Source organism: Janthinobacterium sp. 344, assembly GCF_900112025.1.
GTDB lineage: Bacteria > Pseudomonadota > Gammaproteobacteria > Burkholderiales > Burkholderiaceae_D > Janthinobacterium.
Map to the genome: position 1 here is coordinate 550,190 of NZ_FOKL01000002.1, position 19,541 is coordinate 569,730.

At 56.8% G+C, this 19,541-nt stretch carries 16 protein-coding genes and 2 tRNA genes; 7 read left to right on the forward strand and 11 right to left on the reverse strand.

Annotation, left to right across the window (positions count from 1 at the left end; genetic code table 11):
• Positions 1-688: 688 nt before the first annotated feature.
• On the forward strand, positions 689-2,014 hold the full coding sequence (locus tag BM193_RS08730; protein WP_092798551.1) for a hypothetical protein: 1,326 nt from the start codon (positions 689-691) through the stop codon (positions 2,012-2,014).
• Between the two features lie 255 nt (positions 2,015-2,269).
• Here the strand turns inward: BM193_RS08730 and BM193_RS08735 are convergent, their stop codons facing one another.
• The 10 genes from BM193_RS08735 to acs form a co-directional block, all read right to left on the reverse strand.
• Positions 2,270-2,890: a PIN domain-containing protein gene (locus tag BM193_RS08735; RefSeq protein WP_092798229.1), complete on the reverse strand. Its 621-nt coding sequence runs from the start codon at positions 2,888-2,890 to the stop codon at positions 2,270-2,272.
• On the reverse strand, positions 2,865-4,034 hold the full coding sequence (locus tag BM193_RS08740; RefSeq protein WP_092798228.1) for an XRE family transcriptional regulator: 1,170 nt from the start codon (positions 4,032-4,034) through the stop codon (positions 2,865-2,867). The genes BM193_RS08735 and BM193_RS08740 overlap by 26 nt, the downstream gene beginning before the upstream one ends.
• The gene (locus BM193_RS08745; protein ID WP_092798227.1) at positions 4,031-5,404 is read right to left on the reverse strand and encodes a 7-cyano-7-deazaguanine synthase; all 1,374 of its coding nucleotides are present in this window, start codon (positions 5,402-5,404) and stop codon (positions 4,031-4,033) included. The genes BM193_RS08740 and BM193_RS08745 overlap by 4 nt, the downstream gene beginning before the upstream one ends.
• A complete protein-coding gene (locus BM193_RS08750; protein ID WP_217638482.1) occupies positions 5,401-5,940 on the reverse strand; it encodes a hypothetical protein in 540 nt (179 codons plus the stop codon). The genes BM193_RS08745 and BM193_RS08750 overlap by 4 nt, the downstream gene beginning before the upstream one ends.
• Before the next feature lie 588 nt (positions 5,941-6,528).
• Positions 6,529-6,729, reverse strand: a complete 201-nt coding sequence (locus BM193_RS08755) for a helix-turn-helix transcriptional regulator (protein ID WP_092798225.1) — start codon at positions 6,727-6,729, stop codon at positions 6,529-6,531.
• Positions 6,730-6,865: 136 nt separating this feature from the next.
• Entirely contained in the window at positions 6,866-7,732 is an 867-nt protein-coding gene (locus BM193_RS08760; protein ID WP_092798224.1) for a phage integrase N-terminal domain-containing protein, read from the reverse strand.
• A gap of 997 nt (positions 7,733-8,729) precedes the next feature.
• On the reverse strand, positions 8,730-9,368 hold the full coding sequence (locus BM193_RS08765; protein WP_160309316.1) for a DUF4102 domain-containing protein: 639 nt from the start codon (positions 9,366-9,368) through the stop codon (positions 8,730-8,732).
• The gene (locus tag BM193_RS08770) at positions 9,361-10,671 is read right to left on the reverse strand and encodes a tyrosine-type recombinase/integrase (RefSeq protein ID WP_092798223.1); all 1,311 of its coding nucleotides are present in this window, start codon (positions 10,669-10,671) and stop codon (positions 9,361-9,363) included. The genes BM193_RS08765 and BM193_RS08770 overlap by 8 nt, the downstream gene beginning before the upstream one ends.
• Before the next feature lie 231 nt (positions 10,672-10,902).
• Positions 10,903-10,993, reverse strand: a tRNA-Ser gene (locus BM193_RS08775).
• A 249-nt stretch (positions 10,994-11,242) separates the two neighbouring features.
• The gene (gene acs, locus BM193_RS08780; protein ID WP_092798222.1) at positions 11,243-13,249 is read right to left on the reverse strand and encodes an acetate--CoA ligase; all 2,007 of its coding nucleotides are present in this window, start codon (positions 13,247-13,249) and stop codon (positions 11,243-11,245) included.
• A gap of 308 nt (positions 13,250-13,557) precedes the next feature.
• Between acs and BM193_RS08785 the strand changes: the two genes are divergently transcribed.
• The 6 genes from BM193_RS08785 to BM193_RS08810 all read left to right on the forward strand — a co-directional run bounded on the left by BM193_RS08785 (position 13,558) and on the right by BM193_RS08810 (position 18,957).
• The gene (locus tag BM193_RS08785; RefSeq protein WP_092798221.1) at positions 13,558-14,172 is read left to right on the forward strand and encodes a YqhA family protein; all 615 of its coding nucleotides are present in this window, start codon (positions 13,558-13,560) and stop codon (positions 14,170-14,172) included.
• 189 nt (positions 14,173-14,361) lie between these two features.
• Positions 14,362-15,903, forward strand: a complete 1,542-nt coding sequence (locus tag BM193_RS08790; RefSeq protein WP_092798220.1) for a fumarate hydratase — start codon at positions 14,362-14,364, stop codon at positions 15,901-15,903.
• Positions 15,904-16,051: 148 nt separating this feature from the next.
• Positions 16,052-16,897: a glutamate racemase gene (gene murI, locus BM193_RS08795; protein WP_092798219.1), complete on the forward strand. Its 846-nt coding sequence runs from the start codon at positions 16,052-16,054 to the stop codon at positions 16,895-16,897.
• A gap of 133 nt (positions 16,898-17,030) precedes the next feature.
• Positions 17,031-17,106: transfer RNA gene (locus BM193_RS08800), tRNA-His, on the forward strand.
• Positions 17,107-17,287: 181 nt separating this feature from the next.
• On the forward strand, positions 17,288-18,649 hold the full coding sequence (locus BM193_RS08805) for a family 43 glycosylhydrolase (protein ID WP_092798218.1): 1,362 nt from the start codon (positions 17,288-17,290) through the stop codon (positions 18,647-18,649).
• A 50-nt stretch (positions 18,650-18,699) separates the two neighbouring features.
• On the forward strand, positions 18,700-18,957 hold the full coding sequence (locus BM193_RS08810; protein WP_092798217.1) for a hypothetical protein: 258 nt from the start codon (positions 18,700-18,702) through the stop codon (positions 18,955-18,957).
• Here the strand turns inward: BM193_RS08810 and BM193_RS08815 are convergent, their stop codons facing one another.
• A complete protein-coding gene (locus BM193_RS08815) occupies positions 18,958-19,404 on the reverse strand; it encodes a response regulator (protein ID WP_175533209.1) in 447 nt (148 codons plus the stop codon). It lies immediately after the preceding gene.
• Positions 19,405-19,541: the final 137 nt, after the last annotated feature.

Here is a 19,541-nt window from a genome sequence, read left to right on the forward strand (position 1 = left end):
GCACGAGGCTGCCGCGCCGTGGTAGCAGTTGGGTGATACGGAAAGGGCGACTTCCTCAGGCACGGCCCTTTCGGATCTTCGGATGCCCGGGCACGGCCGGCAGGGGGCGTGATTCTCTCTGGGAAGAAACGGGAAATGGGGGCCGAAGGGTGGGGAGAGGGGGATTCGAATCATAGCTGGTAAAGCGCATGGGTGGCTGATTTCGACGGATGGTAGATTAAAGAATCCCCCCAACGATGCCCTTACCAAAAAGTTTCCTACCTACACCATGAATTAATGCAACAAAACATATCCATTCGAGCTAAGGATTGAAAATCCTTGTGTCGGTGGTTCGATTCCGCTCCGGGCCGCCAAGAACATTCCTAGACAATCGCCAACCCATGCAGGTTGGCGTTTTTGTTTGTCGAACACAAAGTCCTGGTGTCCGGTTGATTTCCGGCCAGTCTCCAGACTCAATTTACCCAATCGTCCAACGCCCCTCCATACCCCTGTTACCGTTGCCGAGCAATTTCGTCCGACAGAATTGTCCAAGCGTCCACGTGCCGATTCCCGTAGTCAAAAAGTAACGTCAATTCTTACCTACTTGAAATTTACGACATAGATAGTTAGTGTTGATTTTTCAACTTCCTCGTGGCAACATGAAGTCAACACGCTACGATCGTCGAACGTCAATTTGCTAGGAGAAGTCATGTCAGCGCTGGTCCCGAAACCCCCTGCACCAATTTTGCCAGCACTTCCAGCGACAATCCTCCCCTCCCTCTCATCGTTGACGGCTGCCCTTGGGATTCCTCGAACTGTACTAGCAAGTGATGAAGAAATTCAATATGCGTGGAACGATCTGCCGCGTGAACTACGAGAGATTCCCCCTGCTTTACGAGGGGAACTAGTTGCCCGAATGTGTGTGGCAGTAAGTACTGGTTTATTTGACGGAGCAATGAACTATATCTGGAATGCAGCCATCTTGCAGTTACGAACAAAAGTTCGCAACTTTGGGTTGCCTATAGTTGCACAAATTCAACAAATGGATTTCGAGGAAAAGCATTTGCTGGAACTGCAGGACAGCCGCCTGTTAGATCTTTGCCTCAAGTTAAATTTGGTCGATGAGGACGGATTTTTCTTTCTTGATCAATGTCGAGACGTGCGCAACAACTTTTCTGCTGCGCATCCGACCATTGGTACTATAAATGATCGCGAATTCACTACCTTTTTGAATAGATGCGTTCGCTACGCCCTCGCTGATGCTGCGTCGCCAAAAGGTGTTGATATTGGCGCCTTTATTTCCGCCGTAAAGGGAGCGAGATTTAATGAGAATCAAAAAATAATTTGGGTACAACGTCTTTCTGAGACGCATGATGCGCAGCGTCAGATGCTAACCGGAATGGCATATGGAATCTACTGCGACTCCAACACATCCGAACCGTCCAGACTGAACGCACTAGATATCTGCAATGCTCTCAAAGATCGTTTTACCGCCTCGCTTCGCTCTGATCTCATTAACAAGCACAGCGAATATGCTGCAAAAGGCGATGAACCGCGTCATACAGCATCATTACAGTTTTTCGAAAAACTGGGACTGTTGACATTACTGAATGAATCCGAGCAGCATGTCGTATTTTATCGAGCAGTTGAGCGCCTATGGAATGTCCATAATGCAACGAACAACTTTTACAATGAGCCACCTTTTGCAGAACGATTATTAGAGTTATCGCGTCAAGGCGCTATACCAGAAACAGTGCAAGAGCAATTTGTTCAAGTTGTTGTCTGCTGCAACATCGGCAATCAGTACGGTGTCTGTTGGGCTGCTTCGCCAAATTATGAGCAAATAATCAGGGCGTTTTCCCCAAGGGAAATTGCGACAATGATACGGCTCGCCTCGCTACCAAATACTACCCTTGGTCAACGAGTAATGTCCTTTGCAAAATGCAGAGAGCGATTTAAAGCAACATTGGCCCTTATTGATCCTGCAAGTGTTCCTAGCGGTTTTAAAGCAGCATATGACCAATTTCTCAGATAGCGCTTCGAGACTACATACAACCCGTATGTTAGCTAGCTTTATGCTTCGACGAAAGTCGTATACCTTCATGGGCTCGTTAAGGAAAGACTGATGAAGCAGCAACCGGGTAACCGAAAAGGAAACAAAGACCAAACTAACCCCAACATAACCCCGAAAATTTAATCAAAGAGTGGGTCAGAACTCGATGCAAATTCCGGGGCAGAATACAGTGCAATCTAACAACGACATTGGGCAAGCCTTTGGCGGCCATTACCGTCACTTCAACGACTTGCGCCGAACATGCCGTCTTAAGCTTGGACAGGCATCCACTTTCTCACTGCCGATAAGGCTGGACACCCAATCGAACTGACAATCTCGAACCTGCATTCTCGCAAAGCGCAGTGCATCGAACGTCGCATCGGCAAGTTTTCCCGCTCCGAGCGCAGCTTGTACACGCTCATGCGCCAAGATGTCGATTGTAGTTACAAGTTTCAGCGCAGGAAATCGTTCAGCAGCAATCCGAGTAGCCTTTTTCTCATCAATTGCAGCAATGAATCCAAATCCATCCGCTAGTGCAAGCGTCGCGGCCTCGCCGTCGCCGAGCGAGTTCGATGCATCACCCGACACCAGCCCGAAGAACGTCGCAAGAGCTGGCCCGTCGATAGTTTCCAATCGCAATATCTGATCGTTTATTGCCTTTGTCAACAAGCCAAATTCCGGACGACCTGCCGCCGCACCTTGCTCTATCTCCCGAACAACACTATCGGTGACGAGCAACGGCACATTTAATGATTTGAGGATGGCATCGGATTGCCCAGTCACAAGTAGGTTGATCACGACGCTGGCATCAAGCACAAGCACTGAGCCTTGGTCAGTGAGATAATTTGAAAAGATCATCAACCTCATCCTCCTCAGCCTCGTCTAGCAACTCGCGCACTTTTTCTCGACCTATCTTCAACATTTCCGACATCTGACCTTCGCTTATAAAATCCTTCTTCCACGCCTCAATCGCCAGTAAAAAGAGACGCGACGACTGCGCTACGTCAGGATCGGGCATTTCATCTGCGGAGGTTCCTAAAACCTGTTGGACTTGTTCGTCAGTGATTCCGCCGTTGTCCATGAACCAATCCCAAGTGCCTTTCTTCGTGAGTCCGAGGTCTTCCAAGCGCAGCACCATGGCCTGACGAGAGACTCCAAAAAAACTTGATAGCAAGATGATGTGACGACGAGTGAGATGAGTTCCACCAGTCGTTATTTCTTTAAATTTCTCCATTACTGCGCGAGTAGGAGTTAAGAATGCGCTTCCAAAAGCATTTGCATAGCGCTCCTCTCGTGAATTCTCATACTTCCCGTCCTGATAGATTTCTGGTTGCCTACGAGTAGCGATAAAATGGCCAAGTTCGTGCCCACCAGTTTGAGTTCGCCGGTCCTTCCGGTGGCTCGCATTAATAAGAATGCAGGCGCCAACATTGTCATCATAGGCAAATAGTCCAGCAACTTTTGAATCAAGTTTTCGACTGTAAACCCGGACTCCTAGTTGAAGTTCAAGGATAGAAAATATGCTCTGGATCGGCCCTTCACCCAACCCTAACCAGTTGCGCAAATTCTGCGCGTCGTGCTCCGCCTGCTTGCGAACATCTCCTGGTAACAGGTTCATTTCTGCTGGATAATTGTACGTTTTTTTGACGCCTAGAATATTCTCAAGCTCAACTTCGGCGCGGACGAGATCGTTCAGCAGCCGCGCAGCTTGCTCAATGCCACTGTCACCAGTTTCCGGCAATGAGCGGAATCGTGGTACAAGATCGACGAAGACCGACTCTCGGCGCAGCAACGAGTTGATTGACACGCCATAAAGGCGGCTAAGCGCCTGGATTTCTTCGAGCCTCGCGGCGCGTTGTCCCTTCTCGATAGAAACAAGAGTAGTCCTTGCGATAAGGGCAGCCTTCGCTGCAATATCTTGGGTAACATTCGCAGTTTCTCGCGCAACCTTTAGTCGCTCACCCAGCTGCACTGGGCTCAATTCAAAATCTGATTTGCTCATGATCTATTACCTATCCATTTCCGAACAAACGACTCTCGGCCAAGAGCGTCTTTAAATGCATACCATTCCAACGTATGCTGCTCCAGCATTCGGTCTAGACGCTGCGCAATAACTTGGGAATCCTCTGCCAGTGAGCGCGCTAGTTCGCCCGTGTGCCGGCGCTTGAAGAGTTCATACTCCATCGATTTTCTAATTAGGGCCAGATGTTCAAAATGAAGTACCCCAGCAATGGCATATTCACGTAAGGAGGTGGTTAAGCGCTTGAAATCTTTCGATGCGCCTTCCTCCCAAGTGGGAGCCTGCAGCGACTCCCATACATAAGTTTCTGGTGGTTCTTGTAACCCAGCTGCGTGAACGCTAAGCCGCCGAAGGACGCACGCCGCGCAAATACCGCATTGCCTTTGCGCCCCGGAAACACCCACCTGCCTAGACTGCTGCCAGCACGATCTAGTCTTGATCCATTTCGCGCCGTCAGAACAATTGTTTGCAAACTCACGCAACGTCTCGGCTTTCGTCGTCCAAAGGCGAGGGAATTTGTACCGAATTTGATGCGCGAGGAGCACCTTTATAAACCGTTCCATTAGCACGGTAAAAACAGGGTGACTTCGATAGTCCTCATATCCTTGTCCAACGGGAAGAAATGCAGGTCCTATCGCGCCTTGCCCACTTTCCGGGACAATTATTTCGTGGGCGTCAATAAGATACGCCGCCATTGCAGACACAACGCTGAACTTGAACCCACGGCTCCGAGCGCTACTCTCCGCATTTCTTCCCCCATTGATACTCACAGAGTAGGGAATTGCTGCAAATGGCGCTTGCCTACGCTCCTTCAGCGGTACATCTTGCTGCTTATTACCAACTCTCACGCGTATTAGGCGCTGACCAAGCCGCTTACGCTCAAGCCCATCGACAGCACGCGAATCCATCCCATCGCTAAATGCAATAACAGCCTCTGCATTGGAAGGAAACTCCATACGGAACTGTGCTGGTGGCTGCGCACTTACTTTGCGAGCCCGAAATTCGAAATGCCAGTCGTCTCCAGTTAGGAGATTCAGCGCCTGAACCAGTGCCGCAACAACGGACTTATCGGACCATCGGAAAGGCTCATGAACAGGGACGTGAACAACGAATCGTCGCCCCCAATTCATCGAACTACGGGACAAGCTACGATCACAGAACTCAACAACGGCAGCAACAACAAGGGCATCAAAGACAACTGGTTGCCATTTCAACGACGAGAAGGATTCAAGAGCCGCGATATCGAACTTAATATTCTGCCCCAAGCGGCATGCAACTGCCCCCTTGCGTCGCCGCTCTTCCGGTTCGACTACATGAACAGTCAGTTCTTTCAGCGGAAGTAAGTTTGTCATAGTGGAACTCCTTCATCCAGGCTAGTGCTTTTCTTCAATCGGCTGGATCGAGTTAGCTGACGGTCAAGAAGCATAGATCCAAGGCTACTTTCTGATAATCCGCTGATTGCACTGTTTAAGCGTGCAGCAACGCCTTCCGCGCGATGTTGGTTAGTTTCACGGAGCACATGCTCTTGAATAGAACGGGTGTTTGCAAACCCACGAGCTTTAGCGGCGAGGCCAATGGCGTCATAGACTGCTTTGGGTTCCAAGCGCCCCTCATTGACGAGTTGAATACTCCATTCAACGGCATTGCTCCCAAACACAGAACCGGCAGCTAATGACCGCAACTCTGAGAGTTGCTGAATGGCGATTTCGGGGATCATAAGAGAATTATCAAGCCCAGCGAAAATTGACTTCAGGGCACTGATCAACGACCAGGAAACCTCATTCTTGAAATCGCTGGCGAGTGCGCTAGTTGCCGCCTCTGCCACTTGCTCAGAATCATAGGTAGATTGATCTCCGCGCTTTGCCAGTTCCTTCCATGGTTTTCGCATTGGCAGACTTCTATGTGGTCCATCGCTCATCGCCAGCCCTCCCTTTTGTCATATTTTATAAAATAAAATACGACAATGTCAAATCATATCTACTTTTTGACGAAAGAACCGCACCACTTTGCGAATGCTCCGGGAAATGTTACCTCATGCATAAGCATCGGCTATCGCTCCCTCAGCTCGATAGAGCCCGGTCCGCCCCCCCCCCCCCTTATTCTTGAGGTGTCGCTGGTCGGGTGCTGGCCGGGTGCTGGCCGGGATTCTGGTCTTCCTGCACAGTCAGCGCCTGAAAAAAACCGTTGACTGAACGATGTCCCTGACGCAACGGATTCACGGACCAGCCAATTGGCGGTCCGCAGCGGGTCTACGAGCCGCCAGGGTCAAGTCCGCCATTCGGACACAGACTGATGCATTGAACGCCGTAAAAGCATGCTCAGTCGATACCTAATTAGAACCACGAACGCGCGCCGCAGGCGTGCGGGGCTGCCGCGCAGAGGCAGCAGTTAGACAATTCGGAGAGGACCGGCAAGCCCGCCCCGTGACGTCTTACGAGGTGGGGGCACTTTTAATCCAGCCACTGTTAATTCCCACTCAAGCGATTCCACGCCTAGCGTCAATACAGCGCTGCTGCCATTCGGCAATTTCGGCTGCGTCCCAGGCGACAGACTTGGGGCCGATGGGAATCGGTGCTGGCAACACACCCGCCTTCACCTTGCGCCAGATTGTGGCGCGCGACCAGCCGGTGGCCTCAATTACCGCAGGCAAGCGGAGGAATTTTTTAGTCGTGGTCATAAGATTCTCCTTCGATTGATGAACAGCAAACAATGGAGAGTCATGCCGACTCTCCGCGATAATTCCGGTAGCTCCAGCGCTGCCCCTTCTGCATCTCTTCTATTCCATGCGCTACGCCCCTGATAAAAGTGGGCGGTCATCTGCCCAGATAGATGGACGTGACCTGTTCACGGCCATGTCCCATCTCCGTCGAAATCTTTAACCTTGCAGCGTTATCCGCCAACTTTTGTGAAGCATCCAGCTGTCTGGACGTCGGGCCGCCACTGGCTGAGCAAGGTCGGCCAATCAACTCGGCATAGCGCCGCTGCGCGTACTCATGGCGTAGCCCATGCACGCCATGGATGCCAGCCTTGTCGCACTGCGCACGAAAGCGGTTCAACTGGTCCCGATACCGCAACTGCGCCGGAATCAAGCTGCCTTTTCCCGCCAGCGCCTTGGCCGCCTCCAGCACGGCGCGCTGATGCATGCTGGCAATCGGCACCTCCCGGTATTTGCCACCCTTGGTCCAGCTATCCTGCAGCCGCAGGATGTTCCCGCCATCGGCCCATCCCGGCTTGATCTTGATGCTTTCCTCGCGCCGCAAACCAAACGCCGCCTGCAGCTGCAGCGACATGCGCGTATACGGATCGTTCACGCGGGCCAGCGTGTCGGCGTCCAGCACCTTCGCCTTCGAAACATTGGTGACAAACACCCGCTCCGCGATGCCGTATTCGCCGTTGGTGCGCGCAATGATGTTCTCCTTGCCGATCTTCTCGGCCCACCAGCGCAGGGCGCTCATGCGATTCTTGATGGTTCCAGTACTGACGCCATCCTGCTTCCACTTATCGAGCAGCGCCGCCACATGCTTCGGTTTCAGACTGTCCACGCTCATATGCTGGAAGCCCCGTTCCGCCAGGTCGTTGGCGCACAGGTTTAATAAGCGCTCGCGGTCGGCCTGCGTCGCAAAGCTGCCATCCCGGTTGCGGTGACACAGTTGCTTGAGCTGGTAGTTCAAGTCGCGCATGGCAAAGTCATCCCTTCGATCTTTGGTTTTCACATCGATGCCGCGTGGTGTAATCCTGTCTGGTAAGTGTTTCTGGCCACCCTCACTGCCTCGGCAGAAAAGGTTGAATCAAGGGCCTCGGGACACCACTCCCGTGTATGCGGTTGCTGTTACTGCCTGCCCGCGCCGCATGCGCGTGTGGCACCGCTGCGCGCTCCCGGAGGAAGCTGCCGCAGCGGGGACCAATCACCCAGGGTCCATGGAGTGCACATCGTGCACGGATCAACTTCTACGAATCAGCCCGTAGCGGGCGAAGGAAATCGCAGGGCTTGCCTGCGATGCGGGGCGCCTGGCCCCGTCACTGAACAACATCACGCGGTGGAATTCCGCTTGCCGCCAGGGCCTATGCCGTCGGCGGCGCGTCGTCACTGGCAGCACGCCGCCAGTAACGACGCGCGCACGCAGCCATGGCATGCGACGGCATACAAGCCAGCATCGCACTCGCGGTGACGATACTGGCGACTCTGGAGCACATGCGCTGGCGGCAGCCGCGATGGCATCGCATCGCTGGCATTTCTGCTGACGGTGCGGCTTGCGGTAGAGCCATGCTGTGCTTCATACGGTGCGCTACCTCGCGGGCATGCGAACCAATCGGGGCAGGAGTCTTGCTCCTGTTTGAGGAAGCGCCCATCGGGCGCAATCGTCCAGGCAATCCGTCTTGCGGATTGTGGGATATGAAGACGCTGAAGGCAGCGCTTTATCGTGCCGAGATGTGCATGCTTCTGCATGGCCCGGCGATCTGTCTAGCAAAAACTGCTAAGTATCATGGTGGCGGGTGACGACCGCAACGCCTATGCCGCTAAGCATAGGGACATGCTCGATGCATGCCCTCGTGGGAGCGATTCCCACATAAGAGAGCTTCATTCTATGCCTGATATCGACGTTTGCAAGCGGTTCGTTTCGTCAAGTGCGCTTTTCGTAGTACGCAGAATTGGAACCCGGTCAAAGACTCCGATAGCTACTGCATGTTGTCGCCCTGGCGACGTACCCGCCTCCTTGACTCCTTCATCGCACTAACCAATTGGTCCATGCTCATACCGTTACGTAAATAACTGGCAGCGAGCGCCGTCGCGACACCCTCCAGCTGACGGGAGACGACCTGCAAACCAGCCTGTTCAATTTGCCGAATGGCTGCTTGCTGGATACTGTGCTGTGCTTCACTGATGGAAATCCGCTGCAATGCCGGAAATAAGGCGGTTTCGAGGTGACGGATAGCGAGCAGGGTCGCCCGCCGAATACTGGTCTGCACATGGCCCCACTCCGGCTCATCGAATATTTCGTCGATTGGAATAGGCTTTGGCAGTGGATGCAATTTTTCTCGATTGAATTCTGTGTGCGGGTCCTGCTGCTGCTCCAGCAGCTGATGCGCTGCAAGCCTGTGTTCTCTCGCTTTGGCAATGGAAACTTCAGGGTACCGGCCAAAAGTCAGAACGCTTTCGCCACCGCTTTGCTGGAGATACTTCATGCGCCAGACCTTGCTGCCGCTGGGCTGCACTGCGATGTACAGACCAGCCCCATCGAATAGTTTGTATATTTTGTCCTTCGGAGCAGCTTGCTTGATAAGCTCATCCGTGAGGCGCAATACATACTTAGACATGGTGCCCTCCTGTTCCGCCATCCCGGCTGAATTCGCCACTGACCAGCGTTAATCTTGGCGTCTGCGGCGGCGCTCCCTTGCCGCTGACGGCATCGATATAGTCGGCCCAATCCTGCATCATCCGGCGCCGCTCCGCCAGGAACTGGGCGCGGTCATAGGCGCTGGCCACCTTATCCTTCGGTGCATGTGCCAGCTGCCGGTCCACGACTTCATGCCGGTAGCCCAGGCGCTCCTTGATGGTGCTCATGGCCAGCGCCCGGAAGCCATGGCCGGTCATCTTGCCCTTGTATCCCATGCGTCCAAGCGCCACCAGTATCGTGTTATTGCTGATCGGCTTTTCGTGGTCGCGCTGATTCGGGAACAGGTACTTGCTGCGGCCCGTGATCGCGTGCAGTTCGCGCAGCAGCTCCAGCGCCTGGCGCGACAGACATACGTGATGGTTGGTCATATCCGGATTGACGGTCAGCTTGCCGCGCTTCATGCGCTGCCATGGAATGATCCACTCGCCGCGCTCCAGGTCAATTTCACTCCAGGGCGTTTCAATCAACTCGCTGGTACGCACAAAGCACAGCAGCATCAGCCGCAGCGCAATGCGGGTCGGCGCGAACATACGTGCTTCGTTGCGGTCCAGAATGGCCAGGAACTGCGGTAGCTCGTCGGCGTTGATGGCGGCGAAGTGTCCGACGCGGACGGTCTTCAGCACATCCTTCATATCGGTGACCAGATTGCGCTCTGTGAATCCGCACTGAATCGCGTAGCTGAAAATTGACGCACATACCGCTCTCTGGCGATGGGCGACCTCGCTTGCGCCGCGCTCCTCGATCTTGCGCAGTGCGGCGATCACATCGAGGTGCTTGAGTTCATCGATGGGCTTGCGGCCAATGGCAGGAAAGATATCTGCCTCCAGCCGTTGCAGGACGTTCTTGGCGGTGCGCTCGCTCCAGGTCGGAACCCTGTTGGCATGCCACTCGCGGGCGATTTTTTCAAAAGTATTGGCGGCGCGCTCTTTCAACAGTCGTTTGGCGTCGTCGCGATGCTTGGCCGGGTCGATCCCTTGCAGCATCAGGCGCCGCGCTGCCAAGCGCTTTTCACGCGCATCCTGCAACGTAATTTCCGGATAAGGACCAAACGTCAGTGCGTTCTCCTTGCCGTTGGCCTGGCGAAATTTCCAGCGCCAGATGCGAGACCCGCTCGGCATGACTTCTACGAACAGGCCGCCGCCGTCGGATAACTTGTATGGTTTATCCTTTGGTTTGGCGTTTTTGACCTGAAGTTCGGACAGCGGTACGATGAGCTTTGCCATGGTAGCCTCCTTCGCAAATGCGTCTGAAACCACTATAGGACAGTTATGCGGGAATGGTAGTCAAGGATGGGGGAATCCGGCCCGGCGCTTTCCCTCAAAAAAGTTAGACGTACTGAAACGTCTTGGCACATTTCGAGACGCCGAAAAACGAAAAAACCGCTTAGAATCAATGATCTAAGCGGTTTTTGAGGGACTTCCTGAGACGTCCTGATCTTACTTAATTGCTATCCGTGGCGGAGAGAGGGGGATTCGAACCCCCGATAGGCTATGAACCTATACACGCTTTCCAGGCGTGCGACTTCAACCACTCATCCACCTCTCCTGCAGGCAATGTGTCTTACTTACATTGCGTACTATTTCTCGCTTGTCGCGAAGCCGCAGATTATAGCAAAGATTCTACGGACTGCCAAAGTTATTTACCGTGGGGTAAAACATTCAGGCATCGAAAGCAGCCCCGGAAGGACTGGGGCCGGCCCCTGAGGGGCCTGCCCCCGATGCTGATTGGGGTGTCGACGGCCCACGCATCGCCGGGCTACTTGGAACGCCCGCCCCCAGGTGCTGCCTGGGGCGGTTAAGACGCTTCCTTCAACTGCTCCAGGATGGCCGGGTTTTCCAGCGTCGACACGTCCTGCGTGATCGTCTCGCCCTTGGCCAGCACGCGCAGCAGGCGGCGCATGATTTTGCCGGAGCGGGTTTTGGGCAGGTTGTCGCCGAAACGGATTTCCTTCGGCTTGGCGATCGGGCCGATTTCCTTGCCGACCCAGTTGCGCAGCTCCAGGGCCAGCTTCTTCGCTTCCTCGCCGGTCGGACGGGCTTGCTTGAGCACGACGAAGGCGCAGATCGATTCGCCCGTCGTGTCGTCCGGACGGCCCACCACCGCCGCCTCGGCCACCAGCGGGTTGGCCACCAGCGCCGATTCGATTTCCATCGTGCCCATGCGGTGGCCCGACACGTTCAAGACGTCATCGATGCGGCCCGTGATGGTGAAGTAGCCCGTATCCTTGTTGCGGATGGCGCCGTCGCCTGCCAGGTACATCTTGCCGCCCAGCTCTTCCGGGAAGTAGCTGGACTTGAAACGCTCCGGGTTGTTCCAGATCGTGCGGATCATCGATGGCCATGGGCGCTTCACCACCAGGATGCCGCCCTGGCCGTTCGGCACGTCCTGGCCCGCTTCGTCGACGATGGCGGCCATGATGCCGGGCAAGGGCAAGGTGCAGGAACCGGGCACCATCGGCGTCGCGCCCGGCAACGGCGTGATCATGTGGCCGCCCGTTTCCGTCTGCCAGAAGGTGTCGACGATCGGGCACTTCTCGCCGCCGATGTTCTTGTAGTACCACATCCACGCTTCCGGGTTGATCGGCTCGCCGACCGAACCCAGCAAGCGAAGGCTGGACAGGTCGTAGTTGCTTGGATGGACTTTCGGGTCGACGTCGGCGGCCTTGATCAGCGAACGGATGGCTGTCGGCGCCGTGTAGAAGATGCTGACGTTATGCTTCTTGATGGTTTCCCAGAAACGGCCCGCGTTCGGGTAGGTCGGGATGCCTTCGAACACCACTTGCGTGGCGCCCACGGCCATCGGACCATAGGCGATGTAGCTGTGGCCCGTCACCCAGCCGATGTCGGCCGTGCACCAGAAGACGTCGTCGGGCTTGATGTCGAAGCTCCACTTCATCGTCAGCGCGGCCCACAGCAGGTAGCCGCCGCTCGAATGCTGCACCCCCTTCGGCGTGCCGGTCGAGCCGGAGGTATACAGGATGAACAGTGGATGCTCGGCATCGACCCATTCCGGCTCGCATTGGGCGCTCTGGCCTTCCACCAGCTCGTGCAGCCAGGTGTCGCGGCCGGCCACCATCGGCAGGTCGCTGCCGGTGCGCTTGTACACGATGACGTTTTTCACGGAATCGCAGCCGCCCAGCGCCAGCGCTTCGTCGACGATGGCTTTCAGCGGCAGTTTCTTGCCACCGCGCAATTGCTCGTCGCCCGTGATGACGGCCACGGCGCCCGCGTCGATGATGCGTTCCTGCAGGGATTTGGCCGAGAAGCCGCCGAAGACGACGGAATGCGTGGCGCCGATGCGCGCACAGGCTTGCATTGCGGCAACGCCTTCGACGGACATCGACATATAGATGATCACGCGGTCGCCCTTGGCGATGCCCTTGGCTTTCAGGCCATTGGCGAACTTGCAGACTTTCTCGTGCAGTTCTTTATATGTTGCCTTGGTAACAGTGCCATCGTCCGCTTCGAAGATGATGGCGGTCTTGTCGCCCAGGCCATTTTCGATGTTGCGGTCGAGGCAGTTGTACGAGACGTTCAGCAAACCGTCTTCGAACCATTTGTAGAATGGCGCATTGTCTTCGTTCAGGGTGCGGGTGAACGGCTTTTTCCAGCTCAGGTTCTCGCGCGCCAGGCGGGCCCAGAAGCCCTCGTAGTCGGATTCCGCCTCTTTCACCATGGCGTGGTAGGCGGCCATGCCGGAAATGGTGGCTTGTGCGGCAAAGGCCGCCGATGGTTCAAATACGCGCGCCTCTTCTGGTCCTTGCTGCTGCGTGCCCTGTCCTTGGTTTTCTGTAGCGGCCATGCTTGTCTCCAGTGTAGTAATTGTTTGCTAACACGATAAGCGCCATGTCTTACGGACGCCTTACATTGTGCATTTTGTGCAGCGTTTCCCTCTGTCCAGGCTAACCATAAGCGCCTTCCACGATGGGAGTCAAGGGGACGCCGTACAGTATTTTCGCTGGGAAATTGCCTCGCGCACCGAAGCTTCAATACCACTTTGTGTTTCATCAAACCCAATAATCCAGAGCCAGGTCATGCGCAGTGATCAACAGCAAGTGTAAAATGTCGGGCATGCCAAAAATTGGTATTTACTCCCCCAGGACACTCCACATGATCGACCACCTACCACCGACCACCAAACATACCAAGCTGCATCCGCTGTCCGCCTTCATCTTCATGTCGCGCTGGCTGCAACTGCCGCTGTACCTGGGCCTGATCCTCGCACAATGCGTGTATGTATTCCATTTCTGGGTGGAACTGTCCGACCTGATCGGCGCCGTGTTCGGCAACGATGCGGCCCTGCAGCATGTGCTGACGGCCGTCGCCGTGCCGGGCAGCGCCCTGCCGACCAAGCTCAACGAAGCGACCATCATGCTGGTGGTATTAGGCCTGATCGACGTGGTCATGATCTCGAACCTCTTGATCATGGTCATTATCGGCGGCTACGAAACCTTCGTGTCGCGCATGCACCTCGATGACCACCCAGACCAGCCGGAATGGCTGTCGCATGTAAATGCTTCCGTGCTGAAGACGAAATTGGCGATGGCCATCATCGGCATCTCGTCCATCCACCTGCTGAAGACCTTTATCAACGCCAACTCGTACAAGATCGAAGTGATCATCGCGCAAACGGTGATCCACATGGTCTTCATCCTGTCGGCGATGGCGATTGCCTACACCGACCGCATCATGACGGTCACCCAGAACCAGGCACGAGCGCATTAAGGAGCATCCATACAAAAGTCCAGGGCGTTGTTGCCTTGCCTGGCCGCACAGTCGTACTGCTTTCGGCAAGGCGCCTGGCCCTGAACATTTTTCTGGCGCGCCCGCACTACCATACTAATGAGCAAGCAGCACCAAGCATCAAGTAACTAGCATCAAAGTCTTACCCTTCTTATCTACCGCGAGAACACCATGACTGTCATAAAGCAAGAAGACCTGATCGAATCCGTCGCCGCAGCGTTGCAGTACATTAGCTACTACCACCCTGCTGATTACATCGAGCACCTGGCGCGCGCCTATGAGGCGGAGCAAAGCCCGGCGGCGAAAGATGCGATCGCGCAAATCCTGACCAACTCGCGCATGTGCGCGGAAGGCAAGCGTCCGATTTGCCAGGATACGGGCATCGTCAACGTCTTCCTGAAGATCGGCATGGGCGTGCGCTTCGAAGGCTTCTCCGGCACCGTCACCGACGCCGTCAACGAAGGCGTGCGCCGCGCGTACAACTTCGACGACAACAAGCTGCGCGCCTCCATCGTGGCCGACCCGCACTTCGACCGCAAGAACACCAAGGACAACACGCCAGCCGTGGTGCACATGGAACTGGTCGAAGGCAATACCGTCGACGTGAAAGTGGCAGCCAAGGGCGGCGGCTCGGAAAACAAATCGAAGATGATCATGATGAACCCATCCGACTCGCTGGTCGACTGGGTCATGAAGACGGTGCCGACCATGGGCGCCGGCTGGTGCCCGCCTGGCATGCTGGGCATCGGCATCGGCGGCACGGCGGAAAAGGCCATGCTGATGGCAAAAGAGGTGTTGATGGAAGACATCGACATGTATGAGCTGAAGCAGCGCGGCCCGCAGAACAAACTGGAAGAATTGCGTATCGAGCTGTGCGACAAGATCAACTCGCTGGGCATCGGCGCGCAAGGCCTGGGCGGCCTGACCACCGTGCTCGACGTGAAGATCATGATGCACCCGACGCACGCGGCATCGAAGCCTGTCGCCATGATCCCGAACTGCGCCGCCACGCGCCACGGCCACTTCGTGCTGGACGGCTCCGGCCCGGCCTACATGACGCCGCCACCGCTGTCGACCTGGCCGAACGTGAGCTGGGCGCCGGACACGGAAAAATCCAAGCGCGTCGACCTCAACACTTTGACGAAAGAAGAAGTCGCTTCGTGGACGCCGGGCCAGACCTTGCTGTTGAACGGCAAGATGCTGACGGGCCGCGACGCCGCACACAAGCGCATCCAGGACATGCTGGCCAAGGGCGAGGAATTGCCGGTCGATTTTAAAAACCGCGTGATCTACTACGTCGGCCCCGTCGATCCGGTGCGCGACGAAGTCGTGGGCCCGGCCGGTCCGACGACCGCCACGCGCATGGACAAGTTCACCGACATGATGCTGGAGAAAACGGGGCTGATCGCCATGATCGGCAAGGCCGAACGGGGCCCGGTCGCCATCGAATCGATCCAGAAGCACCAGTCGGCCTACCTGATGGCCGTGGGCGGTTCCGCCTACCTGGTGTCGAAAGCCATCAAGGGCGCGAAAGTGCTGGGCTTTGCCGACATGGGCATGGAAGCCATCTACGAATTCGACGTCGTCGACATGCCGGTCACGGTAGCCGTGGACTCGAAGGGCACCTCGGTGCACAACACGGGCCCGAAGGAATGGCAGGCGAAGATCGAGCAACTCAATAGCGTCAGCAAGATTCCCGTGACGGTTGCCTAAACAGGCACGACCATAGACGCCGCGCGGCAACCCCAGCGCGGCGTTTTTTTATTTTCATCGGCTTCGGCTTTATATGACTTTTACCTTAAGTAATAGCGCAAATCTGGGGTCAGTCCCTTCGGGATCGGGATCTGCTCCACTGGAGCAGATGCCCCCAGCGGGTCTGCCCCCGGCAGTCAAGCTGCCCATCGGCGTCTTCGACTCCGGTGTGGGCGGCCTGTCGGTGCTGCGCCATATCCGCGCGCAGCTGCCGCAGGAAGAGGTGATTTATTTTGCCGATTCCGCCTACGCGCCGTATGGCGACAAGACGGAGCAGCAAGTCATCGACCGCTCGCTGTCGATCGCCGCGTTTTTATTGCAGCAAGGCGTCAAGGCGCTGGTCGTCGCCTGCAACACGGCCACCGTCGCCGCCATCAAGGCCTTGCGCGCGCGCTACCCGGAGCTGCCCATCGTCGGCGTCGAACCGGGCTTGAAACCGGCGGCGGCCATCAGCCGCAACGGCAAGATCGGCGTGCTGGCCACGGAACGCACCTTGCGCGGCGACAAGCTGCTGGCCCTGCGTGAACAGGTCAGCAACGCGACGGGCGCCACCTTCATCTTGCAGCCATGCATCGGCCTGGCCGACCGCATCGAGCAGTGTGAACTGGGCACCGACCCGCGGGACGCCACCAGCGCCATGCTGGAGCGCTACATTGCGCCCGTGCTGGCGCAAGGCGTCGACACGCTGGTGCTGGGCTGCACCCACTACCCCTTCGTGCAGGACGCCATCGTACGCACGGTGCGCGCGCATACGCAGGAGCCGATCACCCTGGTCGATACGGGCGAAGCCGTGGCGCGCCAGCTGGCCCGGCTGCTCGATGCCGCCGGCCTGCGCCGCACCGGCAACGAGGCGCCGCGACTGCAGGGCTACACGACCTCCACGGTCGAGTCGCTGGCCAAAGCCTTCGCCGGTTTGCTGGACTTGCAGCCGCCCGTCGCCCACCTGGAAGTCTGAGCGAAAACACCCGTTTTCATGCAATCTTTCGATTCTTTAAAAAAGACTGCATTTAGATTTGCCACTTTGCCGAGTTCTTTGTATAATTCGGCACCTGTTCAGCAAAACAGCTAAACAGGCAAGTAAGACAGTGGTGGCTGTAGCTCAGTTGGTAGAGTCCAGGATTGTGATTCCTGTTGTCGTGGGTTCGAGCCCCATCAGCCACCCCACAGAATAAAGAAGAGCCCGGTTTTCGAACCGGGCTTTTTCTATTCCGGCGCCAGTTTGCCATCGTCACCGATACCGCCCCAGGTATCGCTTCCCGCAAAAAATTCATTAGTGCAAATTTGACCATCGCCCTACTCTGGTGTGCGGCCCAGACCGCCATATAAAAATACACCGGAGACGACAATGAAACATCTGCTGGCAGCACTCTGCCTGATGTGCTGCGCCCACGCGGCGCAGGCGCTCAACCTGACGGGCGTACCCAACGCGCACGACCCCGGCACGCTGACCCGCGACGGCGACACGTATTTCAATTTCACCACCGGCAACGGCATCTGGTATTCCAGTTCGACGGACATGCTGAACTGGTCGGCCGGCCCGGCGCCCGTGTTCAGCACGCCGCCGGCCTGGATCGCCAATAAAATCCCCAACTTCAGCGGCTCGTACTGGGCGCCGGACGTGATCCACATGAACGGCTACTATTATCTGTATTACTCGGTGTCCACCTTCGGCACCTCCGTGTCGGCCATCGGCGTGGCCCGCTCGGCCTCGCTGAAGAATCCCGCCTGGACGGACCTGGGCATCGTGGTGCAATCGTATGGGGGCGGCGCGGAAATCAATGCCATCGACCCGGCCCTGTTCCGCGACTATGACGGCAAGGTCTACCTGTCGTACGGCTCATTTTTCGGCGGCATCGGCGTGACGGAAATCAACCAGGCGACGGGCAAGACCAGCGGCAACGTGACGACCATCCTCGGTGGCGGCGGCAAGGATATCGAAGCGCCCTACATCACGCGCGATGGCGAGTATTACTATCTGTTCGTCAACCGCGGCAAATGCTGCCAGGGCGCCGCCAGCACGTATTACGTGGAAGTGCAGCGCGCCAGCAGCGTGACGGGGCCGTACAGCGGCACGCGCACGGCGCTGCCCAACCTCGATGGCAAGTACAAGGGACCGGGGCATATCGGCGTGCTCAAGCAGGATGGCTGCAACTACACCTCCGTCCACTATTACGACGTCAATGACAATGGCGCGGCCAAACTCGACATTTTAAAGATGACGTACAGCGGCGGCTGGCCCAGCCTGACGCGCAATTTCACGGTGGCCAGCTGCGGCGGCATATCGGACGGCCCCACGGTGCTGCGTTCGCGCCTGAGCGGCAAGGCGATGGCCGTGGCCGGCGCCAGCACGGTCAATGGCGCGCTGGCGCAGCAGCAAACGTATACGGGCGCCAGACACCAGCAATGGTATGTCGTGGGACACGGCGATGGCTACTATAGCCTGATCAATGCGAACAGCCTGCTGGGCCTGGACGACTACAACAACTCGACCACGGCCGGCACGAACATCGCGCAATGGAGCTACTGGGGCGGACTGGGCCAGCAATGGCGCTTCGCCAGTCCCGCGTCCGGCTACCAGACGATCACGAACCGCTACAGCAACCTGACCCTGGACGTGTTGAACCTGAGCACGGCGGAAAACGCGCAGATCATCCAGTGGAACCTGACCAACGCGAATAACCAGCAGTGGTCGCTGAGCCGGCCATAGCGGGGGCGGAGCAACGCGTGCATACTGGAAGACATTCACTGAAAGACACCATGCGCGATACCGCCTATTTTCAAGCCGCAGGACGTTTCATCTATGCCTGCGAGCGGCTCAATGCCCTGATTGCCCAGCGGTCAGCGCCGGGGGCGGCGTCCACCGTGCTGCCAGCGGCCGTCCTGGCAATGCACGAGCACCTGGCGGCGCAGCAGGCACAGGTGACGGGTAGCGGCCTGCAGCCTACCGAAGAGGAGTTCGCTGCCTTGACGGCGCAGGCTGAAACCGCGATACGGATGGCACTGATGACGGGCTGATCAGCCTGCCAATACCGACTGCACCGTCGTCGCCAAATCTTCCATGCGCACGGGCTTGACGAGGAAGTGGCGAAAGCCCACGGCCAGCGCATCGTCCATGTACATGGGCAGGCTGTGGCCGGTGACGGCGATCAGCGCGGCATTCGCCGTGTCGGGATTGTTGTGCAGGCGGCGGCCGATCTCGATGCCGCTAATGCCGGGCATTTCGATGTCGAGGTAGACGGCATCGGGCACGCATAGCTTGACTTGCTCGACGGCCATCTGCCAGTTGCGCACCACCACCACGTGGTGGCCCAGCGCTTCGAGCAGCATGGCCAGCGATTCGCCTACTTCCTGGTTGTCATCGACCACCAGCAGATTGAGTTTGCGCGCGGCGGCATTCGGCTGGTCGCCCTGGCGGCGTTCCACGGCGGAACTTCCTGCTATCGGTTCAGTTATCTGGCTCATTGTGCGTTCACGTCTGACGGCTGCAAAAGCGGGAGTATACAAGAAGCGCGCAAAATGCCGCCGCACCCGAGCAATGGTGCCAGGCGGCAATCCCGGTGCCGGCTGTACCGCGCCAACAACACATCTCCCTGTTCCTC

Excerpts from the sequence above, each read along its gene's own strand:
- BM193_RS08730 (WP_092798551.1), top strand. The coding sequence starts at position 689 with ATGTCAGCGCTGGTCCCGAAACCCCCTGCACCAATTTTGCCAGCACTT.
- BM193_RS08735 (WP_092798229.1), bottom strand. The coding sequence starts at position 2,890 with ATGATCTTTTCAAATTATCTCACTGACCAAGGCTCAGTGCTTGTGCTT.
- BM193_RS08740 (WP_092798228.1), bottom strand. The coding sequence starts at position 4,034 with ATGAGCAAATCAGATTTTGAATTGAGCCCAGTGCAGCTGGGTGAGCGA.
- BM193_RS08745 (WP_092798227.1), bottom strand. The coding sequence starts at position 5,404 with ATGACAAACTTACTTCCGCTGAAAGAACTGACTGTTCATGTAGTCGAA.
- BM193_RS08750 (WP_217638482.1), bottom strand. The coding sequence starts at position 5,940 with ATGCGAAAACCATGGAAGGAACTGGCAAAGCGCGGAGATCAATCTACC.
- BM193_RS08755 (WP_092798225.1), bottom strand. The coding sequence starts at position 6,729 with ATGACCACGACTAAAAAATTCCTCCGCTTGCCTGCGGTAATTGAGGCC.
- BM193_RS08760 (WP_092798224.1), bottom strand. The coding sequence starts at position 7,732 with ATGCGCGACTTGAACTACCAGCTCAAGCAACTGTGTCACCGCAACCGG.
- BM193_RS08765 (WP_160309316.1), bottom strand. The coding sequence starts at position 9,368 with ATGTCTAAGTATGTATTGCGCCTCACGGATGAGCTTATCAAGCAAGCT.
- BM193_RS08770 (WP_092798223.1), bottom strand. The coding sequence starts at position 10,671 with ATGGCAAAGCTCATCGTACCGCTGTCCGAACTTCAGGTCAAAAACGCC.
- acs (WP_092798222.1), bottom strand. The coding sequence starts at position 13,249 with ATGGCCGCTACAGAAAACCAAGGACAGGGCACGCAGCAGCAAGGACCA.
- BM193_RS08785 (WP_092798221.1), top strand. The coding sequence starts at position 13,558 with ATGATCGACCACCTACCACCGACCACCAAACATACCAAGCTGCATCCG.
- BM193_RS08790 (WP_092798220.1), top strand. The coding sequence starts at position 14,362 with ATGACTGTCATAAAGCAAGAAGACCTGATCGAATCCGTCGCCGCAGCG.
- murI (WP_092798219.1), top strand. The coding sequence starts at position 16,052 with ATGCCCCCAGCGGGTCTGCCCCCGGCAGTCAAGCTGCCCATCGGCGTC.
- BM193_RS08805 (WP_092798218.1), top strand. The coding sequence starts at position 17,288 with ATGAAACATCTGCTGGCAGCACTCTGCCTGATGTGCTGCGCCCACGCG.
- BM193_RS08810 (WP_092798217.1), top strand. The coding sequence starts at position 18,700 with ATGCGCGATACCGCCTATTTTCAAGCCGCAGGACGTTTCATCTATGCC.
- BM193_RS08815 (WP_175533209.1), bottom strand. The coding sequence starts at position 19,404 with ATGAGCCAGATAACTGAACCGATAGCAGGAAGTTCCGCCGTGGAACGC.